The following is a 16,995-nucleotide window of genomic DNA, read 5'->3' as shown; positions in this document are numbered from 1 at the left end:
TTTAAAGGATTAGTTTTAAAGAGTTGGTGTCCCTTCTGTGTTTGCGGCATGACGATTCAATGCAAAAAGATTCCTCGTCACAAACGTCACAGTAAACATCACGACAAGATTGACTAGCAATGCCACGACACCAATGTTCAAGTCTTTGACAACGGCTGGCCAATTCGGGAACAGGGTCGCAATCGTCACTTGGAAAATAGTCACATACGCAACGGTTGACACCCCACATAAAATTCCGGCAAACGCTCCGTATTTATTCACCCACGGCTTGGCAGGAAGACTAAAAAGCAATGCTGGAAACAACTGTGTGACCAAGCTGTAGCCCATCAGTAGCAACGTAACGAGCGTATCTCCCCCACTCAGAGCAAAATTCAGCGAGATCAACGAGATGACAGGCACCAACCATTTGGCAATCCGGGCGATTTGTACGTCAGATGTGTGTGGAGCCATAACTTTGTACACATTTTTCGCCAAAAGCGTCGCCCCCGTCATCAATAGCATCGAGCCTGGTACGAGTGCCGTTAGCAAGCCTGCTGCTCCAATGATCCCGACTACCCACGGATCGAATGTTTGCAACGACAGACGAAGTAAGGACAAATCACCGTCCGCCCCTTTTAAACCGGGGACTTGCAGGATCGCCGTAAATCCGACAAAAAACACAAACAAAAGCATCAAGGTATAGAGCGGCAGCATGATCGTATTTTTGCGGAACACATTCGCATTTTTCGCAGAAAACACAGAGCCGAACGTATGCGGCCACATGTAAAAGCCGAACACCGTTACTAGCACCGTCGAAATGTACCAGGAAATGCTTAAACCCTCCTCAGGGAACGTCAAGAAACCAGGATTGGAGGCTTGTACGGCTTCAAACATTGGCTGGATGCCCCCGTAGTAATGAAACGGAAGATAAAGCCCGAGGAAAACGACGACAAAGAAAATCATGATGTCCTTGATCGCCGCCGTCCAAGCCGAACCGTGAATTCCGGAGATCATGACGTAAATGGTCACAACAATGACCCCGATCCATATCGCAGCAGCAGGCGAAATCGAGCCATAGGATGCTTCCGATACGATGATCCCCAACCCTTTGAATTGGAGGACGAGATACGGAATAATCGCAATGACTCCGACTGCTGCCACCAAAATGCCGAGTATCGGACTCTTGTACTTGCTTACAAAAAAATCGGATTGGGAGACGAGCTTGTGCTCTTTGGCATACTGCCAAATCGGCGGCAAGAGCCAGTAGGAAATGACATAGGCGAGGGAAATATAAGAGAGAACGTAGTAAGAAGGTGCCCCTTTGGAGTACGCCCAACCACTGCCCCCCAAAAAGGTGAATGTCGTATAAATTTCGCCTGCTACCAGCAAGAAAATAAAGATCGAACCGAATCCTCTGCCGCCAACGGTCCATTGTTCCATATTCATGTCTTTCCCTTGTTGCGCACGAATACCGGAACAGAAGGACAGCAATAAAAAGGCAAAAATAATGATCAAGGCGATATTCATTGGCCGTCCTCCTTCGTAGCAGGATCGATTTTGTTGAGGAATGCCATGATGACAGAAGTTAAGACTACCCAGAGAACAATCCAAAACAGGACAAACGGCATGCCTAATACATAAGGCTCAACCCGATTCACAAACGGAATTCCTCCCAGCATCCCAATGAATGGCAGTACCCCTAGCCAATCTCTCGCTTTCATACGACTCCCCCCAGTTTGCTCGATTTGTCCCATTGCCTGTACATATCCTGGACATGTACATTAGTATTATCTAAAAATTCAAATATTTCCTTTGTTCACATGGCTAGAAAACGGAACGAAGTTTTGTGCGAGTAGCCAAAAGATGAAGAAGGCATGGTGAGCGTAATGATTACTGTCCGTGAGCTCATACAAGTTGGTGGTTTTGATGAATCGTCAGTGCTTGCAGGCGCGGACTCTTTAGAAAATGAGCTGTTGAATGTTACTTCCTTTGATTCTCCCGATGGCCATAGGTGGTTGCGATCTGGTGAATTCGTTCTGACGACAGGCTTTCCATTCCTCTCTCAGCAAAAAACATGTACAAAACGACTGATAACACTCATCGATGAGCTAGTCGCCATCGGCACACCTGGGCTTGCCATCAAATTAGGTCGATACATCGAGGATCTTCCTGAAGCCGTTCTCTCTCACGCTACGAAAAAAGCATTTCCCATCCTGTCCTTTCCGATGGAAAAAGCTTGGTCAGATGTTATCGTGCCAGTCGTTCAGTACATCAATGACAAACAGCGCATCGAGCTGGACAGAACCCATGCCATTTATGAACGGTTTCATCACTTTTTGACGGGAGGAGCTCCGATTTCTACATTGACAGATTTACTGTCCGATATCCTTGCTGCTCCTGTCTGCATCCATGTCCCCCAGCATAAATGGAAATGGGATTCCTCGCTTGGTTCGATCCCACGCGATGATTCATTGGACAAGCGGTACGGTCAACGCGCCCCGATCCGACTAACACAAGAGCCGCTTAGCAGACAAAAAGAGGGAATCCATGTCCGGTGGCTTCTCCACGACCAAATCGTGCAGGGAACCATCATCATTGGACAGCGGGAGCGTGATCTATATGCGTGGGAAAAAGTCGCCATCGAGCAAAGTGCTGCCCTCTTATCCCTTGAAATGCAGCGACAACGAGCTATCCAGGAAACATTCCAACGTTTTCGCAATGATTTTTTGCAACAACTAGTCAGTGGGCAGATCGTCTCACACGAAATGCTCATGCGAAAGGCGGATGAAGTCGGCTGGGAGTTGTCCGATCACTATATCGCGATGCTCCTAAGCACCTCCCCTCATGACAAGACCGGCATGGAACTTTGGCAAGAAAATCATCATCTTCTGAACGCGTTTCACAGCTTTTTTTCTTCCAATGGAGCGATTCTGTGTGGATTGGATCAGGAAAATCGTGTCCTCTTGCTCGTGCCGAAATCTAATCATGCGCCCACTGAATCGCTCTCGCAATGGCTGCAAGAACAGTGCTTACAGACGTTCACCAAGCAATTGGATCAGCCCGTCTTTGCAGGAATTGGGCGATATCATCCAGAACGGGAAGGCATCGTTCGCAGTTATCGGGAAGCGCTAGTCAGCTTGCAAACCGCATTACATTCGGCAAGCACAGCCAACGTCGCTTCTTTTCGCGTCAAAAGCTACCACGACTTGGGACTCGAGCGAATCATGTACGCAGTCGATCCTGCGACAGAAGCCCAAGCCTTTGCAGAAGAATGTCTGGGTAAAATCCAAAGCTATGATCGAGAAAAAAACGGACAGCTCTTACAAACCTTGCAAGTGTTTTTGCAAGCGGATGGTAATTACGCCGAAGCCGCGCGTCGTTTGTATGTCCATAAAAATACAATCAAATACCGCATTCAGCTCATCCGCGAGTGGACCGGATTGAATGCGGAAAACGGACACGATCAAATGCTGCTTCGCATCGCCATAACTGCATATGTCATTGGGCATCGTCATTAATCTTGGTATAATGAATGGGAAAGTCAGGTAGGAGGAACAGCAGATGACCGAGTGGTTGAATAAACCAGTGAAGACCATACAAAGACCAAAGAAACGAGGTACGGTAGAATACATCGATGACCAGTATATCGTGGTGTTCTTTACTTCCCCGCGAAAAGAGCGCGTTATTTTCTCAAGCAAGGAAGCGTTCCTTAATAAAGTCGAGTTCGTGGAAGACCCCGTTTCATGAGAAAAAGCCCCTGACTTCAGCACTTCAATTAGTGCGAAGCCAAGGGCTTTTTATATGTGCGTAGGTAGCTTACGCGTAATGCTCGTCACGCAGGCGTTTGATTTCATCGCTCTCCAGGTACTCGTCATATGTGATCATTTTATCAATGACACCCTTCGGCGTGAACTCAATGATCCGGTTCGCAATGGTTTGAACGAACTGGTGGTCATGAGATACAAACAGAAGTGTACCGTCGAACTCAATCAAGCCGTTGTTCAATGCTGTAATGGATTCCAAATCCAAGTGGTTCGTCGGTTCGTCCATGATCAATACGTTGGCACTCGCCAGCATCATCTTGGACAGCATGCAACGAACTTTTTCTCCCCCGGACAATACGTTTGACTTTTTCAGCGCTTCATCTCCAGAGAACAGCATGCGACCGAGGAATCCACGAATGAAAGTCTCGTCTTGATCTTTAGAGTATTGGCGCAGCCAGTCAACCAGGCTCAAATCGGAGTTAAAGTACTCCGCATTGTCTTTTGGGAAGTACGCTTGGGAAGTCGTAACGCCCCATTCGAAAGAACCGCTATCAGGCTGAACTTCGCCCATCAAGATTTGGAAGAAGGTTGTTTTCGCCAGCTCATTTGGTCCGACAAACGCAACTTTGTCCCCTTTGTTGATGGTGAGGTGAAGGTTTTCAAACAGTTTTTCGCCTTCAATCGTCTTGCTCAAGCCTTCGATTGCTACGAGGTTTTTACCCGCTTCACGCTCTGGCTTGAAGTTGATGAACGGATACTTACGGCTAGAAGGACGAATGTCTTCCAACGTAATTTTCTCCAACAGCTTTTTACGCGAAGTCGCCTGCTTGGACTTGGAAGCATTCGCAGAGAAACGCGCAATAAACTCTTGCAGCTCCTTCATTTTTTCTTCTTTCTTCTTATTCTGATCACGAACCATTTTCAGCGCCAATTGGCTGGATTCGTACCAGAAGTCGTAGTTACCTACATACATTTGGATTTTGCCAAAGTCAATATCCGCAATGTGCGTACATACCTTGTTCAGGAAGTGACGGTCATGGGATACAACGATGACGGTGTTTTCATAATCCGCCAGGAAGTTTTCCAACCAACGAATTGACTCGATGTCCAAATGGTTCGTCGGCTCATCCAAAAGCAGGATGTGTGGATTACCAAACAGCGCTTGCGCCAACAGAACACGTACCTTCTCCGTACTAGCGAGATCCTTCATCTGCTTGTCGTGCAGGTCTGTCGGGATACCGAGACCGATCAGCAAGCTAGCTGCATCTGCTTCGGCCATCCAGCCGTTTAGCTCTTCGAATTCTCCCTCCAATTGGGACGCGCGATTGCCGTCTTCCTCAGAGAAATCTTCTTTCATGTAAAGAGCGGTCTTCTCTTCCATGATCTCGAATAGGCGCTTGTGGCCCATAATTACCGTTTTTAACACTTCGTACTCGTCGAATTCAAAGTGGTTCTGCTTTAATACAGCGATACGCTCGCCCGGTGTCACCGAAACGTGACCGCTCGTCGGATCGATCTCTCCGGAGAGGATCTTCACGAAGGTAGACTTCCCTGCACCGTTCGCACCGATGAGGCCGTAACAGTTACCTGGGGTAAACTTAATGGATACATCTTCAAACAGTGCGCGCTTCCCGTAGCGCAGCGTCACGTTCTGAGTGCTTATCATCGTCGCAATACCTGCCTTTTTTGAATCGTTCAAACACTTATCTTACCAGAGATGACCTCATTTTGCAAAAGGTAAACGATTTCGTGCCTTACAAAAAATACTGGATTCATGAAATGGACTCTGGCAGGGAAAACTACCATGGCAATCCAGTGGGAAGGAGGCTTACGATATGTCCAAGCAAAATGGTGTCAAAAATGAGATGGGAAAGAAAGAAAACCCTTCACAAACCCGCAGATCGAACACAATTAGCAAAGAACAGACACGCTCCAAGCAACGCGGCGAATAACGAGTGACTCCATCAAAAACCGGCCTGCGGCATATGCAGACCGGTTTATTTGCAAGAAATCAGATCACACACTGGCCTGCAACGGAATTCGGGCAGGGCGATGTGTCTGTACAGGTTGTGAATCCACGTAGATCGATACATTGTGCAACGTCACGTACACAATGCTCTCCTCTTCTACGTTCAGCTCCATAAAGCGCTGCCTGCTCATCTCTGCCTCAAATACCTCCTCCGTGTCCAATCGCTTCAGGTCAAGGCGAACGATCGGCCCCAAGAGCGAAATATGGTTAATCTCAGCCTGAACCGATCTGGCAGACTTCCCCTCTGGCGGGCGCAACGAAATCTCTACATCGTGTGGCCGCATGTATCCGACAGCGGGAGCCTCCACCGCTTTGTCCTTCCAATCTGTCTCGAACTCTGCCTCACCGAGCTTGATTTTGCCATTTTGGATTCGTCCGTGAAACAGATTGACCCGCCCCAGAAAGCTGTACACAAACGGATTCGCCGGATGATGATAAATTTCTTCGGGCGAACCTACCTGCTCCACTCGCCCTTCATTCATCACAACTACCTGATCCGCCAATTCCATCGCTTCCTCCTGATCGTGTGTAACGAATAGAATCGTTAGCCCAAGCTTCCCGTGCAGATGACGGAGCCAGCGACGCAGCTCCTGCCTCACTTTCGTATCCAAAGCGCCAAACGGTTCATCCAGCAACAAAAATTTTGGTTCCACTGCCAACGCCCTCGCCAATGCAACACGCTGGCGCTGCCCACCAGATAGCTGTGAGGGATAGCGATGTGCGAGACCTTCTAGCTGCACAAGTTTTAACAGGGAATGAACTTTTTCACTGATTTCTTCCTTGCTCGGTCGTGTTTTGCGTGAGCGAACGGACAATCCAAACGCAATGTTGTCAAAGATGTTCATATGCCGAAACAAGGCGTAATGCTGAAAAACAAACCCAACCTGCCGCTCGCGCACGTCGCGGTTCGTATTATCCTCTCCGTGAAAGAGAATCCTTCCCTCCTGCGGTTGCTCCAGTCCAGCGATGAGACGCAAAAGCGTCGTTTTTCCCGATCCGGAAGGTCCGAGAAGCGCTACGAGTTCGCCTTCCGGGATGTGCAGATTTACATTTTTCAGCGCTGTAAAGCTCTTATAAGACTTGGTTATGTTCACTACCTCGATACTCATCCGGCTCTCTCTCCTGTCACGTCGTAGTGTTGTTCCTCATCCAGCTTTACCTGCCGCTCGGTCTTCCACTCGATCAGGCTTTTCAGAATAAGCGTCACCAAGGCTAAGGCAGCAAGCAAGGTGGCTACCGCAAAGGCAGCAGCGAATTGGTATTCGTTGTAGAGAATCTCCACATGCAACGGGAGCGTATTGGTCATGCCGCGGATATGACCAGAAACGACGGATACTGCCCCGAATTCACCCATGGCGCGGGCATTGCACAAAATGACCCCGTACAAGAGCCCCCATTTTACATTTGGCAGCGTGACGCGTAAAAATGTTTTCCAGCCGCTTGCTCCGAGCGAGACTGCCGCTTCCTCCTCGTCTCTTCCCTGTGCTTCCATGACCGGAATCAGTTCACGAGCGACGAACGGAAAGGTAACAAAGGTCGTCGCGAGCACGATACCGGGAACCGCGAAAATGATTTTGAAATCCCACGCCGCAAGCAAGGGTGCCGCCACACCTTGACTCCCAAACAAAAGGACAAAGATTAGGCCCGCGATGACTGGAGATACGGCAAATGGCAGGTCTATCAACGTAAGCAATACATTTTTACCCGGGAACGAAAACTTGGCGATCGCCCATGCAGCAGCGATCCCGAACGTCACATTCAGCGGTACGCTAATGGCTGCCACTAGCAAGGTGAGCCTAACAGCGGATAACGTTTCCTCCTCAGTAATTGCGGCCACGAACACCTCCGCCCCTTGCCGAAATGCTTCTGTAAAAACAGCCACTAATGGCATGATCAAAAACAAGCCAAGAAAGAGCATGGCCACAATAATCAGTGTCCATCGGATATAAGCTGGCTCCGTCAAATGCTTCATACGTCATACCTCCTAACGGGCCGCATCGAATTTATTGATTTTCCATTGCAAATAGTTGATGACCAAAAGCATGACAAAGGAAATGACAAGCATGACGGTTGCAATTGCCGTTGCGCCTGCATAATCAAACTGCTCCAGCTTGGTCATAATCAAAAGGGGTACAATCTCTGTTTTCAACGGCATGTTCCCGGAGATGAAAACGACGGAGCCATACTCCCCCAAGGCTCTGGCGAAGGCAAGAGCAAAACCCGTAATGATTGCCGGTAACAGATGCGGCAAAACCACCCGCCAAAATGTATTCCATCGGGTAGCGCCCAACGTAGCCGCCGCTTCCTCCATTTGCAAATCCCAATCCTGCAAAACAGGCTGGACGGTTCTGACGACAAAAGGAAGACCGATGAATGTTAGTGCAACCCATATACCGATGGGGGTGTACGCTACCTTGATCCCCCACTCCGCCAGGTACTGCCCGATCCAGCCATTTTCAGCGTAAATAGAAGTCAGAGCAATCCCGCCTACTGCGGTAGGTAAAGCAAAAGGCAGATCAACAATGCCGTCAATGATCCGCTTCCCCGCAAACTGATAGCGAACCAACACCCATGCCACCAAGACACCGAACACCGCATTGAGACAAGCCGCGAAAAAAGAAGTCATAATACTCACACGAATAGAGGCAAGGACCCTCGTATCCATAATCGTCCCGATGAATTGCTCCCAGCTCATCGTCGAAGCTTTTAAAAACAAGACAGACAGAGGGATTAGCACCAGAAGACTCAGGTAGATGATGGTATAGCCCATGGTCATGCCAAAGCCTGGCAGAAACCCTCTGTTGCAGAGTGATTTTCTCATGAAGGTAACTCCTCTGAGGAAAGTGTAGGTCTATGGTTTATAAAGTTGATCGAAGACGCCTTGATCTGCAAAATGAGTCTTTTGTGCTTTCGTCCAGCCGCCAAACAACTCATCGATAGTAAACAATTGGATGTCAGGGAATGCGGGTTTATGTGCTTTGAGTACTTCCTGTGAACGAGGGCGGTAGTAATGCTTGGCTGCGAGCTCTTGGCCTTTTTTGGTATACAGGAACTGGAGGTACGCTTCTGCTACTTCTCTTGTCTTGTGCTTGTCAGCGTATTTGTCAACGAGGGTGACAGGCGGTTCAGCCAAAATGCTCACGGACGGATTTACAATCTCAAACTTGTCTTTCCCTAGTTCATTGACCGCGAGATACGCTTCGTTTTCCCATGCAATCAGCACATCCCCCATGCCACGCTCGACAAAAGTAGTGGTTGAACCACGCGCCCCGGAATCGAGGACGGGTACATTTTTAAACAGTTGTGCGACGAATTCTTGTGCCTTCGCTTCATCTCCCCCATTTGTCTTCAAGGCATAACCCCAGGCAGCCAAGTAATTCCATCTGGCTCCCCCAGACGTTTTCGGGTTCGGAGTAATCACGGAGATACCAGGCTTGATCAAATCATCCCAATCTTTGATTTGCTTCGGATTGCCTTTACGTACCAGAAACACAATCGTGGAGGTGTAAGGCGAGCTGTTTTCCGAGCGCTTCTTTTGCCAATCAGCAGGAATCAGACCGTGTTCGGCAATCGCGTCAATATCGTAAGCGAGGGCAAGGGTCACCACATCTGCTTCCAAACCATCGATGACGGAGCGGGATTGCTTGCCTGAACCGCCATGTGATTGCTTGATCGTCACTGTTTGACCTGTCTTTTGTTGCCACTCTGAGGCAAACTCCTTGTTGATATCTTGGTAAAACTCTCGCGTCGGATCGTAGGAAACATTGAGCAGCTCTACCGTAGTGTTGCTGCCCCCTGCTCCCTTACCAGTTTCTGCTGGTGCAGCAGCCGAGCAGCCAGCCATAGCAGCAGCCATAGCAACGATTCCTACTCGTTGCAGGATCGTCTGGACCTTGCCTTTCGTGGTTTTCATACAGCTCACCTTCACTCCTCTTTTAATCTATAGTAATTTACTCGGAATACTCTGTTATTGAAGATTATACCTGCCTTTCTGTTCCTGTCAACGATATTTCCATCTACCCTATGCTAGGCAGGTAGGCCACGTTCAACTGTTATTCGCCTATCCAGTCAATTTGGGCCCGCCCGTTCTGATTTACTCAAAAAAACAAGCCTTCCCGCTCAAATGGGAAAGCTTGTTTCGATCAGACTGTGGCACTAGCATATTTCCTCCGGTCAAAAGCAAAAAGATCGGCGTCCGTGTGACTTCCTTTTGTAATCAGATCACTGATGATTTGCGCGCCGATCGTCGAATAAACGGTTCCGTTCCCTCCATAACCTAGCGTGAACAAGCAATGCGGATACCCTTCCTGCTCCCCAAACAGCGGGAGTCCATCATGCGTTTCAACAAAAGTCGCTCCCCAATAATATTCGGCTCGCATGGGAATCTTTGGAAACAACTCTTGGATCTTTGCGAGTAATTGATCCCGCTTCTTCAGACTCGAAGCATTTTTCTTTTGTAGGTCGTTCAACGGCTCATCAAGTCCTCCGACAATGATTCTGCCCTCCAAACAAGTACGGATATACAAATAGGGACGGGCGGTTTCCCAGATTAAACAGGCATTCGGCCAGCCCGTAAACGCTTCGACTGGATTGGTCACGATGGAAAACGAGCTGGAAATCACCGCGTTGGCATTGCGTTTCATGGTTTGTGCTTCGTAGCCAGTCGCAAACACGGCACGCCTGCACTTGATTGTGTACCCACTTTTTGTACAGACCAAAAGTCCTCCATCCTGGACTTTTTGATGCACCACTTCCGTGTTTTCGTATACGCGCATCCCTTTTTTCACAGAGTGGGCGATCACACCGTTGGCAAATTTGTACGGATTGAGTTCCGCATCTCCCCTGGAAAAAATAGCCCCTGCCTTCGAAAAGGAGAATCGCTGCTCTATCTCTGAACGCTCCAAATACGTGACTGGAAAGCCGTATTTCTTCAATAACTGGTATTCTGTCCGCAAGCTCTCCGCATCAACTGGTTTACTGGCATAATACAAGCTGTCACGCCTTATGTAATCGGGAGATTGGTTTAGCTGCCCCGAGATTTTTTCCAATTCATCAACAGCCTGCCGCGTCAGTTCGTAAAAACGAACTCCTTTTTGCTCACCGAACGAATGGATACAGGCTGTTAACGTTTTATCGTTGCATATTTGCAGCAAACCGGTATTAGCGCTGCTGCTGCCCCCACTCACCCGCCGTTTATCCACGAGGATGACATCCATATCATGCTGCTTCAAATAATAGGAAACGAGCGCTCCTGCCTCTCCACCACCAATGATGAGGACATCACACTTCACATCCTCAGTAAGAGAGGGATAGAGGGGTGGCACTGGAAATGTTTCTGGCCAATACAATTTTCCGGTCACGAATATCATCAGCATGTCCCCTCAGGCTGAAAGTATCATTACGGACGTTCCTTCAATTCTCAACCATTAGGATAACCAACACGCCAACCGGCATCCCCTCCCCTATCGCCCAATTCATTGCTTATACGGTATGATGGGTGTTAGAAGGAGTGATTGCGCTTGACTACGGTATATGTTAAGCTTCCGCACGAAAATGCAGTTGTTCGAGAAATCGCTGGGACGGATGAACTACAGGAGCTGGTGGGCGGAGACTATGAGGTAGTGGAAGATGACCATCTCGAGGGAATCTCCCTTGTTGTGAATGAAGATGCTCGCGGAGTAGAAGCAAATAATTTCCCCATTACGTCAGATGGTTTTTTAGACTGGGTCTATGGACCTTGCGTTTTCGTCAAAGCAGATGGACGTTCGCTTACAGCTGACGACCTTTCGAGAATTGACCGGTTTTTATCCTCCAAAGGATAAGGTTTTGATCAAAACAATGACCCCTGACCTATCAGCTCACGTCTATGTACACGGCTGATGATCAGGGGTCTTGTATTTTCACTCAAATAGAAAAAGAACTAGCTCTTGATACCGCTGCTGCCGAAGCCACCCGCTCCTCTTTCCGTCTCATCCAGCTCATCGACTACTTCGAACTGTGCGACTGGAACGATTGCAATCACGCCTTGTGCAATCCGATCCCCTTTTTTAATCAAGTAGCTATGTGCATCGACTTCTTGTTCAACGGTTACTTCGTTTTCGCCAGCACCCAGACATACCTTGCCGCTTTTTCCGGAAGCGATCCGAATGTTATCGATCAGAACGCATACTTCACCACGATAACCAGCATCAACAGTCCCTGGTGCATTGGACAAGCGCAGCTTTGTTTTTGCACTGATCCCGGAGCGAGGGCGCACTTGCAATTCAAATCCTTCTGGAAGTGCGAACGCCAAGCCTGTTGGAACCTTTGCAGAATGTCCTGGGGCAATCAATGTATCCTCTACCGCGACCAGATCAAAGCCCGCGTCCATTGCTCTCGCGTACGCTGGGATCACGGCGTCTTGGTGGAGCTTTTTAATTTTCACCTGTGTAACCGGGCGCTCATTTGTCATGTTCATGTATTAGTCTCTCCTCATATAGCCTGTCGGCTGATTACCATTCATAGTGTACAAGAAGCAACCACATCCAGCAAGAAGCTCCGATTTCATAAAAACCTCACAAACCCCTTACTTTTTTAGCGCATCTAACAATGGAATGTGGTATAATCACCGATGCATCTAAAATCACAATTGAAAAAGAAAGGTGGAATTGTACCTTGCAAGTACAAAAACCATATCGCATTTTGTTGTATTACAAGTATACTCCTATTGAAAATTATGAGGAGTACGCAGCCGAGCACTTGCAATTTTGCAAGGATAACGGGCTGAAAGGGCGGATTATCGTAGCTCCGGAGGGCATTAATGGAACCGTATCTGGAACGATTGAGCAAACTGACGCCTACATGGAATATGTGCGAAAAGATCCACGTTTTAGTGATATGTGGTTTAAAATAGATGAGTCGGAAGAGCATGCATTCAAAAAGATGTTTGTGCGTCCGAAACAGGAGCTCGTAACCTGGCGTTTGGAGGAAGATGTCAATCCGAATGAACTAGTTGGCACCTATCTGAACCCAAAAGAATGGTACGAAATGATGCAGGAAGAGGATGTCGTGATCCTCGACGGTCGCAACTATTACGAATACGATTTGGGACATTTCCGTGGTGCGATTCGCCCTGAAGTGGACTCATCCCGTGAGTTCCCTGAGTGGATTCGTGAAAACATGAGCCAGTTTAAGGATAAAAAAGTCCTCACCTACTGCACAGGCGGTATTCGTTGCGAAAAGCTGACAGGTATCTTGCTGCAACAAGGTTTTGAAAATGTGTACCATCTTGAGGGCGGAATTGTCACGTATGGTAAAGATCCAGAAGTACAAGGGCGCCTGTGGGATGGAAAATGCTACGTGTTTGACGAGCGCATCTCCGTACCGATCAATCATACCGAAGAAGACGTCGTCATTGGCCGTTGCCATTACTGCGGTACTGTCGAAGACCGCTATGTAAACTGCGCCAACCCATTCTGCAACAAGCAGCACTTCTGCTGCACAGAATGTGAGACAAAATTCAAGCGTTCTTGCTCCGATGAATGCCGCGAGCACCCTCGCAACCGTTATGTAGAAGCGGAAGAAAAAGCGAAGCTGGAAGCTGCTGGATCAAACGTATAATTTGGTACAAACACAAACAAGCTGATTCTCTCGTAGAGTCAGCTTATTTTTTATAGGCAAAAGGCTCACACTCCCCTCTCATTCCCTTTCCCTGAATTTGGTACTATAATAAAAATCAAATCATTCGCAAAAAGGGGATACATTATGTCAGTGATTCATGAAACGAGCATTCTCGAATGGCAAGCTGCAATGACAGCTGGAACCACGACTTCGCGGGAATTGACCCTCGCCTTTTTACAGCGGATTGCCACTTACAACAAACAAGGCATCCGAATCAATGCCATTTGTGAGCTAAATCCAGATGCACTAGCGATCGCAGAGTCACTGGATCGAGAACGAGCGGTGTCAGGCAGTCGTGGGCCGCTTCACGGTATCCCTGTACTGATTAAGGATAACATTGCGACATCTGACAAGATGCACACGACGGCTGGAGCTCTAGCTTTAGCTGATTCGTTTGCCTCTGCGGATGCATTCGTCGTTACCAAGCTCCGAGAGGCGGGCGCGGTTATTTTAGGGAAAACCAATCTGACGGAATGGGCTAACTTTATCTCCAATGACATGCCAGATGGCTACAGCTCGCGCGGTGGACAAGTGTTGAACCCATATGGTCCTGGTGTACTCGATGTCGGCGGGTCTAGCTCGGGGTCGGCTGCTGGGATTGCCGCAGGTTTTGCTGTTGTGGCAGTCGGTACGGAGACTTCTGGGTCGATTCTCCATCCAGCAGAACAAAATTCGCTCGTGGGAATCAAGCCTACTGTTGGCTTAATCAGCCGTTCGGGTATCATCCCGATTTCCCATAGCCAAGACACAGCCGGACCGATGGCAAGAACCGTGACAGATGCAGCTATTTTGCTTGGCGCACTTACTGGCATAGATGAAAAGGATCCGGTGACTGGAAAAAGCGAGGGTCTCGCGCATACCGATTACCTCCCCTTCCTCGATGCAGATGGATTGCGGGGTGCACGCATCGGCGTTGTACGCTCCAGATTTTTGGCTGAGTGTGAAGCCGAAGAAATCGCCTTGTATGAAGCAGCAATTGAAAAGCTTAAAGAGGCTGGCACAACTATCATAGATGCGGTCACCATCCCGACAGAAAATGCCGAATGGAACATACATGTTCTCGTGCATGAATTCAAGGTTGGGGTAAATGCATACTTAAAAACGTTACCTGCCTCCTACCCGATCCGCTCCTTACAGGATGTCATTGCTTTTAATCGGGCACATGAGGAACAAGCCCTGCTTTACGGGCAAGAGTTGTTGGAGAAATCCGAGCAAACCAGTGGCACACTGACAGAGCCGGAGTATCTGGCTAATCGAATGTTCGATTTGGAAATGTCACAAAAACAAGGCCTTGATGCTGTCATGAAGGAGCACGAGCTCGATGCCCTCTTGTACCCTGGCAGTACGGGTTATGCGATCCCGGCCAAAGCTGGTTACCCTTCCATTACGGTTCCGGCTGGCTATACTTCCGCAGGCAAACCATTTGGCATCATGCTTACTGGCTTGGCATTCCAGGAACCTACTCTTCTTCGCCTGGCCTACGCTTATGAGCAAGCAACTCGACTACGAGTAGCTCCAAATATGACGACATTGTAGAGAAATCACAAGATGAACCGATATAACGGACTTTTTATTGGTACAGCAATCCCTTTTAAGCAACTGAAGAAAATCATTCGCAAATTCAACTATGATTACTATGACAAAGCCAGTCCCGAACGACAGCAAGACTTTATCGAAATTATTCCAGATTTCCACATCAGTCACTCTGATGATCCACACCATAGGCTAGAGTGCATCATGGTGGAATCAGCGTATTTGAACAGATTTTTGAAAATCGTAAACCACCTAGATTTCACTTTCATCCTCTGCCAGTATCGTCACGGTCATTTTCAAACGATCATGAATGAAATCGAGTATAGTGTTACGAGCTATCGCTCCTTGGAAGATGTCGTCTATCTGGTATTCGAAGATGAAGATGATATCGAAGGGAAATTCGCTAAAAAACTGCGCACGCTCCCACTCGAAAAACAATTTGCCTCAGCCCCCGGAATCAAAACGAGCAAAGAATATCAGCATCTGCTAAATACATGGGTAAAGGAAGTACTCGCCTATCCAGCAAAAAACGCATGAGACCTATTTGGCCCCATGCGTTTTTCCCTTTCTACATCGTCTTGCTTTCTTGCTCCGCTTTCCCGAGTCGATCCTGGAACAGCTTGCTCAATTGACCGATGTTTACTTCCCATTCCTCATCCTTGTAATAAACTGTCGCTTTGGATTCGCCTTTTTTACCTACGATACGAATATTCGCTGTCTTCACTTCATAGGTGCCATCTTCCTTGAAGGAAATATCCGCATCTTTAAGCTCTTTGTCCAATACCGGGGTAATCGTCTTATCAACGACTTCCTGCGTCGCTACGGCTGCCTGGCGTCCCATTTGGATCACTTCTTCAGGACTGAATTGGAAAAACAACACGAGCACAACACCAATAATAGCTGCAAGCGAAATAATTCGAATGATACTTCGCACCACCCATTGGGCAGCCATGATGATGATTATGATAGCTAGCGCAATCGGCCAGTAATCTTTGATCAGTTGAAGTATTTGGTCCACGTATATCCCTCCTTCGATTTCAGTTTCGCCAAAAAATACCGAAACCAAATCTTCTTACAGAAAAAAACCGTCACAGCAAAGCGGACGGAATCACAAAAATGGGTTGTCTATCATTAAATTCTCGTAAAAAAAGCAAACTCCTGCTCTCATTTTCAATCATTTTAAACGAATAATTGACATCATGATCATCTTTTATCCATAATAGGAATCCGAGAAAAAATGGAAACGGGGAGATATAGGATGAAACAAAATCTGTATGATCAACTGGATTTTTATCAGGACTATCAAAAGCTGCGTCTGTCTGGTCAATCGGAGAATGATATAATCGAACAGCCTGCCTTTCGTGGATGTCTCCCTTCCCTAAAAGGTTTGCGTGTACTCGACCTCGGTTGTGGTGGCGGACAGTTTGCCAGATACTGTGTAGAGCAAGGCGCAAGTGAAGTGATTGGTGTTGATCTTTCCCACAACATGCTGGAATATGCCCGAACGAATAACAGTCATGAGAACATTCAATATCTACATGGCTCCCTGGAAGACATTGAGCTTGCCACTCATGACTACGATCTCATTACGAGCTCTCTCGTCATGGACTATGTTCGTGACTATGAGCACGTGATTAACAAAATAAGCCGCGCCTTGCGCAACGGAGGACATTTCGTTTACTCCACACTCCATCCACATATTACTGCTCGCAAAAAGGTCGAGGGCTGGGTACGCGACGAAGAGGGGCAGAAGCATTTCTGGCCCTTGGACAACTACCTGGAAGATGGAGAACGTGAAATGTACATGATGAACGGCAAAAAGGCGCTTTTTTACCACCGCTCCATGTCCACTGCTGTCAATACGTTAATCCAATCGGGGCTTACCCTACAGGAGATTATCGAGCCGACCTGCACGCCAGAAGGACTTCTCATCCAGCCACATCAGATTTCAGAAGTAAGAAGACCGACGTTTATTATTTTCAAGACGCAGAAGATTGCTAAAAAGGAATGATGAAAAGCCCGGGAAGTGAT

At 47.9% G+C, this 16,995-nt stretch carries 17 protein-coding genes; 7 read left to right on the top strand and 10 right to left on the bottom strand.

The genetic code is table 11. The features are described from left to right. Positions 1–15: 15 nt before the first annotated feature. Entirely contained in the window at positions 16–1,506 is a 1,491-nt protein-coding gene (locus tag ACUUHJ_RS13990; RefSeq protein WP_289677750.1) for a sodium:solute symporter family protein, read from the bottom strand. Then, complete coding sequence (locus ACUUHJ_RS13985) at positions 1,503–1,700, bottom strand: DUF3311 domain-containing protein (protein ID WP_026043050.1); 198 nt, start codon at positions 1,698–1,700, stop codon at positions 1,503–1,505. Before ACUUHJ_RS13985 ends, ACUUHJ_RS13990 begins: the two co-directional genes overlap by 4 nt. Before the next feature lie 153 nt (positions 1,701–1,853). Here ACUUHJ_RS13985 and ACUUHJ_RS13980 point away from each other — a divergent pair, with 153 nt between their 5' ends. Together ACUUHJ_RS13980 and ACUUHJ_RS13975 are read left to right on the top strand one after the other, a co-directional pair. Continuing rightward, a complete protein-coding gene (locus ACUUHJ_RS13980) occupies positions 1,854–3,497 on the top strand; it encodes a PucR family transcriptional regulator (RefSeq protein ID WP_472299114.1) in 1,644 nt (547 codons plus the stop codon). Positions 3,498–3,540: 43 nt separating this feature from the next. Then, positions 3,541–3,726 carry a hypothetical protein gene (locus ACUUHJ_RS13975; RefSeq protein WP_012686240.1) on the top strand — a complete coding sequence of 62 codons (186 nt, stop codon included), beginning with the start codon at positions 3,541–3,543 and terminating at the stop codon, positions 3,724–3,726. Between the two features lie 69 nt (positions 3,727–3,795). Here the strand turns inward: ACUUHJ_RS13975 and ACUUHJ_RS13970 are convergent, their stop codons facing one another. From ACUUHJ_RS13970 to ACUUHJ_RS13945, 6 genes are all read right to left on the bottom strand, one after another. Then, on the bottom strand, positions 3,796–5,409 hold the full coding sequence (locus ACUUHJ_RS13970; protein WP_289677747.1) for an ABC-F family ATP-binding cassette domain-containing protein: 1,614 nt from the start codon (positions 5,407–5,409) through the stop codon (positions 3,796–3,798). A 350-nt stretch (positions 5,410–5,759) separates the two neighbouring features. Then, the gene (locus tag ACUUHJ_RS13965) at positions 5,760–6,881 is read right to left on the bottom strand and encodes a sulfate/molybdate ABC transporter ATP-binding protein (RefSeq protein ID WP_289677746.1); all 1,122 of its coding nucleotides are present in this window, start codon (positions 6,879–6,881) and stop codon (positions 5,760–5,762) included. Continuing rightward, positions 6,878–7,744, bottom strand: a complete 867-nt coding sequence (gene cysW, locus ACUUHJ_RS13960) for a sulfate ABC transporter permease subunit CysW (RefSeq protein WP_012686235.1) — start codon at positions 7,742–7,744, stop codon at positions 6,878–6,880. Before cysW ends, ACUUHJ_RS13965 begins: the two co-directional genes overlap by 4 nt. Before the next feature lie 12 nt (positions 7,745–7,756). Next, positions 7,757–8,593 carry a sulfate ABC transporter permease subunit CysT gene (cysT, locus tag ACUUHJ_RS13955; protein WP_472299113.1) on the bottom strand — a complete coding sequence of 279 codons (837 nt, stop codon included), beginning with the start codon at positions 8,591–8,593 and terminating at the stop codon, positions 7,757–7,759. 30 nt (positions 8,594–8,623) lie between these two features. Next, positions 8,624–9,628, bottom strand: coding sequence for a sulfate ABC transporter substrate-binding protein (locus ACUUHJ_RS13950; protein WP_253721130.1), 1,005 nt, complete (start codon positions 9,626–9,628; stop codon positions 8,624–8,626). A 286-nt stretch (positions 9,629–9,914) separates the two neighbouring features. After that, positions 9,915–11,141 carry an NAD(P)/FAD-dependent oxidoreductase gene (locus ACUUHJ_RS13945; RefSeq protein WP_472299112.1) on the bottom strand — a complete coding sequence of 409 codons (1,227 nt, stop codon included), beginning with the start codon at positions 11,139–11,141 and terminating at the stop codon, positions 9,915–9,917. Between the two features lie 150 nt (positions 11,142–11,291). Between ACUUHJ_RS13945 and ACUUHJ_RS13940 the strand changes: the two genes are divergently transcribed. Then, positions 11,292–11,594, top strand: coding sequence for a DUF3846 domain-containing protein (locus ACUUHJ_RS13940; RefSeq protein ID WP_016740093.1), 303 nt, complete (start codon positions 11,292–11,294; stop codon positions 11,592–11,594). Between the two features lie 98 nt (positions 11,595–11,692). Here the strand turns inward: ACUUHJ_RS13940 and ACUUHJ_RS13935 are convergent, their stop codons facing one another. Then, positions 11,693–12,229, bottom strand: coding sequence for a dUTP diphosphatase (locus ACUUHJ_RS13935; RefSeq protein ID WP_173625954.1), 537 nt, complete (start codon positions 12,227–12,229; stop codon positions 11,693–11,695). Between the two features lie 197 nt (positions 12,230–12,426). Here ACUUHJ_RS13935 and trhO point away from each other — a divergent pair, with 197 nt between their 5' ends. From trhO to ACUUHJ_RS13920, 3 genes are all read left to right on the top strand, one after another. Continuing rightward, entirely contained in the window at positions 12,427–13,371 is a 945-nt protein-coding gene (gene trhO / locus ACUUHJ_RS13930; protein ID WP_289677744.1) for an oxygen-dependent tRNA uridine(34) hydroxylase TrhO, read from the top strand. A 144-nt stretch (positions 13,372–13,515) separates the two neighbouring features. After that, positions 13,516–14,967: an amidase family protein gene (locus ACUUHJ_RS13925; RefSeq protein WP_472299111.1), complete on the top strand. Its 1,452-nt coding sequence runs from the start codon at positions 13,516–13,518 to the stop codon at positions 14,965–14,967. 12 nt (positions 14,968–14,979) lie between these two features. After that, on the top strand, positions 14,980–15,501 hold the full coding sequence (locus tag ACUUHJ_RS13920) for a hypothetical protein (RefSeq protein ID WP_472299110.1): 522 nt from the start codon (positions 14,980–14,982) through the stop codon (positions 15,499–15,501). 31 nt (positions 15,502–15,532) lie between these two features. On the opposite strand, the gene ACUUHJ_RS13915 is transcribed toward ACUUHJ_RS13920, so the two are convergent. Beyond that, entirely contained in the window at positions 15,533–15,982 is a 450-nt protein-coding gene (locus tag ACUUHJ_RS13915; protein ID WP_173603927.1) for a hypothetical protein, read from the bottom strand. A 240-nt stretch (positions 15,983–16,222) separates the two neighbouring features. On the opposite strand from ACUUHJ_RS13915, the gene ACUUHJ_RS13910 reads away from it, so the two are divergent. Continuing rightward, a complete protein-coding gene (locus ACUUHJ_RS13910; RefSeq protein ID WP_472299109.1) occupies positions 16,223–16,975 on the top strand; it encodes a class I SAM-dependent methyltransferase in 753 nt (250 codons plus the stop codon). Positions 16,976–16,995: the final 20 nt, after the last annotated feature.

Source organism: Brevibacillus schisleri, assembly GCF_055685845.1.
The sequence above is the reverse complement of the archived record's forward strand: the minus strand, read 5'-3'. Positions and strand labels throughout refer to the sequence as shown.

Bases quoted from the DNA above. Each gene is read 5' to 3' on its own strand.
- ACUUHJ_RS13990 (WP_289677750.1), bottom strand. From the start codon at position 1,506: ATGAATATCGCCTTGATCATTATTTTTGCCTTTTTATTGCTGTCCTTC.
- ACUUHJ_RS13985 (WP_026043050.1), bottom strand. From the start codon at position 1,700: ATGAAAGCGAGAGATTGGCTAGGGGTACTGCCATTCATTGGGATGCTG.
- ACUUHJ_RS13980 (WP_472299114.1), top strand. From the start codon at position 1,854: ATGGTGAGCGTAATGATTACTGTCCGTGAGCTCATACAAGTTGGTGGT.
- ACUUHJ_RS13975 (WP_012686240.1), top strand. From the start codon at position 3,541: ATGACCGAGTGGTTGAATAAACCAGTGAAGACCATACAAAGACCAAAG.
- ACUUHJ_RS13970 (WP_289677747.1), bottom strand. From the start codon at position 5,409: ATGATAAGCACTCAGAACGTGACGCTGCGCTACGGGAAGCGCGCACTG.
- ACUUHJ_RS13965 (WP_289677746.1), bottom strand. From the start codon at position 6,881: ATGAGTATCGAGGTAGTGAACATAACCAAGTCTTATAAGAGCTTTACA.
- cysW (WP_012686235.1), bottom strand. From the start codon at position 7,744: ATGAAGCATTTGACGGAGCCAGCTTATATCCGATGGACACTGATTATT.
- cysT (WP_472299113.1), bottom strand. From the start codon at position 8,593: ATGAGAAAATCACTCTGCAACAGAGGGTTTCTGCCAGGCTTTGGCATG.
- ACUUHJ_RS13950 (WP_253721130.1), bottom strand. From the start codon at position 9,628: ATGGCTGCTGCTATGGCTGGCTGCTCGGCTGCTGCACCAGCAGAAACT.
- ACUUHJ_RS13945 (WP_472299112.1), bottom strand. From the start codon at position 11,141: ATGATATTCGTGACCGGAAAATTGTATTGGCCAGAAACATTTCCAGTG.
- ACUUHJ_RS13935 (WP_173625954.1), bottom strand. From the start codon at position 12,229: ATGAACATGACAAATGAGCGCCCGGTTACACAGGTGAAAATTAAAAAG.
- ACUUHJ_RS13925 (WP_472299111.1), top strand. From the start codon at position 13,516: ATGTCAGTGATTCATGAAACGAGCATTCTCGAATGGCAAGCTGCAATG.
- ACUUHJ_RS13920 (WP_472299110.1), top strand. From the start codon at position 14,980: ATGAACCGATATAACGGACTTTTTATTGGTACAGCAATCCCTTTTAAG.
- ACUUHJ_RS13910 (WP_472299109.1), top strand. From the start codon at position 16,223: ATGAAACAAAATCTGTATGATCAACTGGATTTTTATCAGGACTATCAA.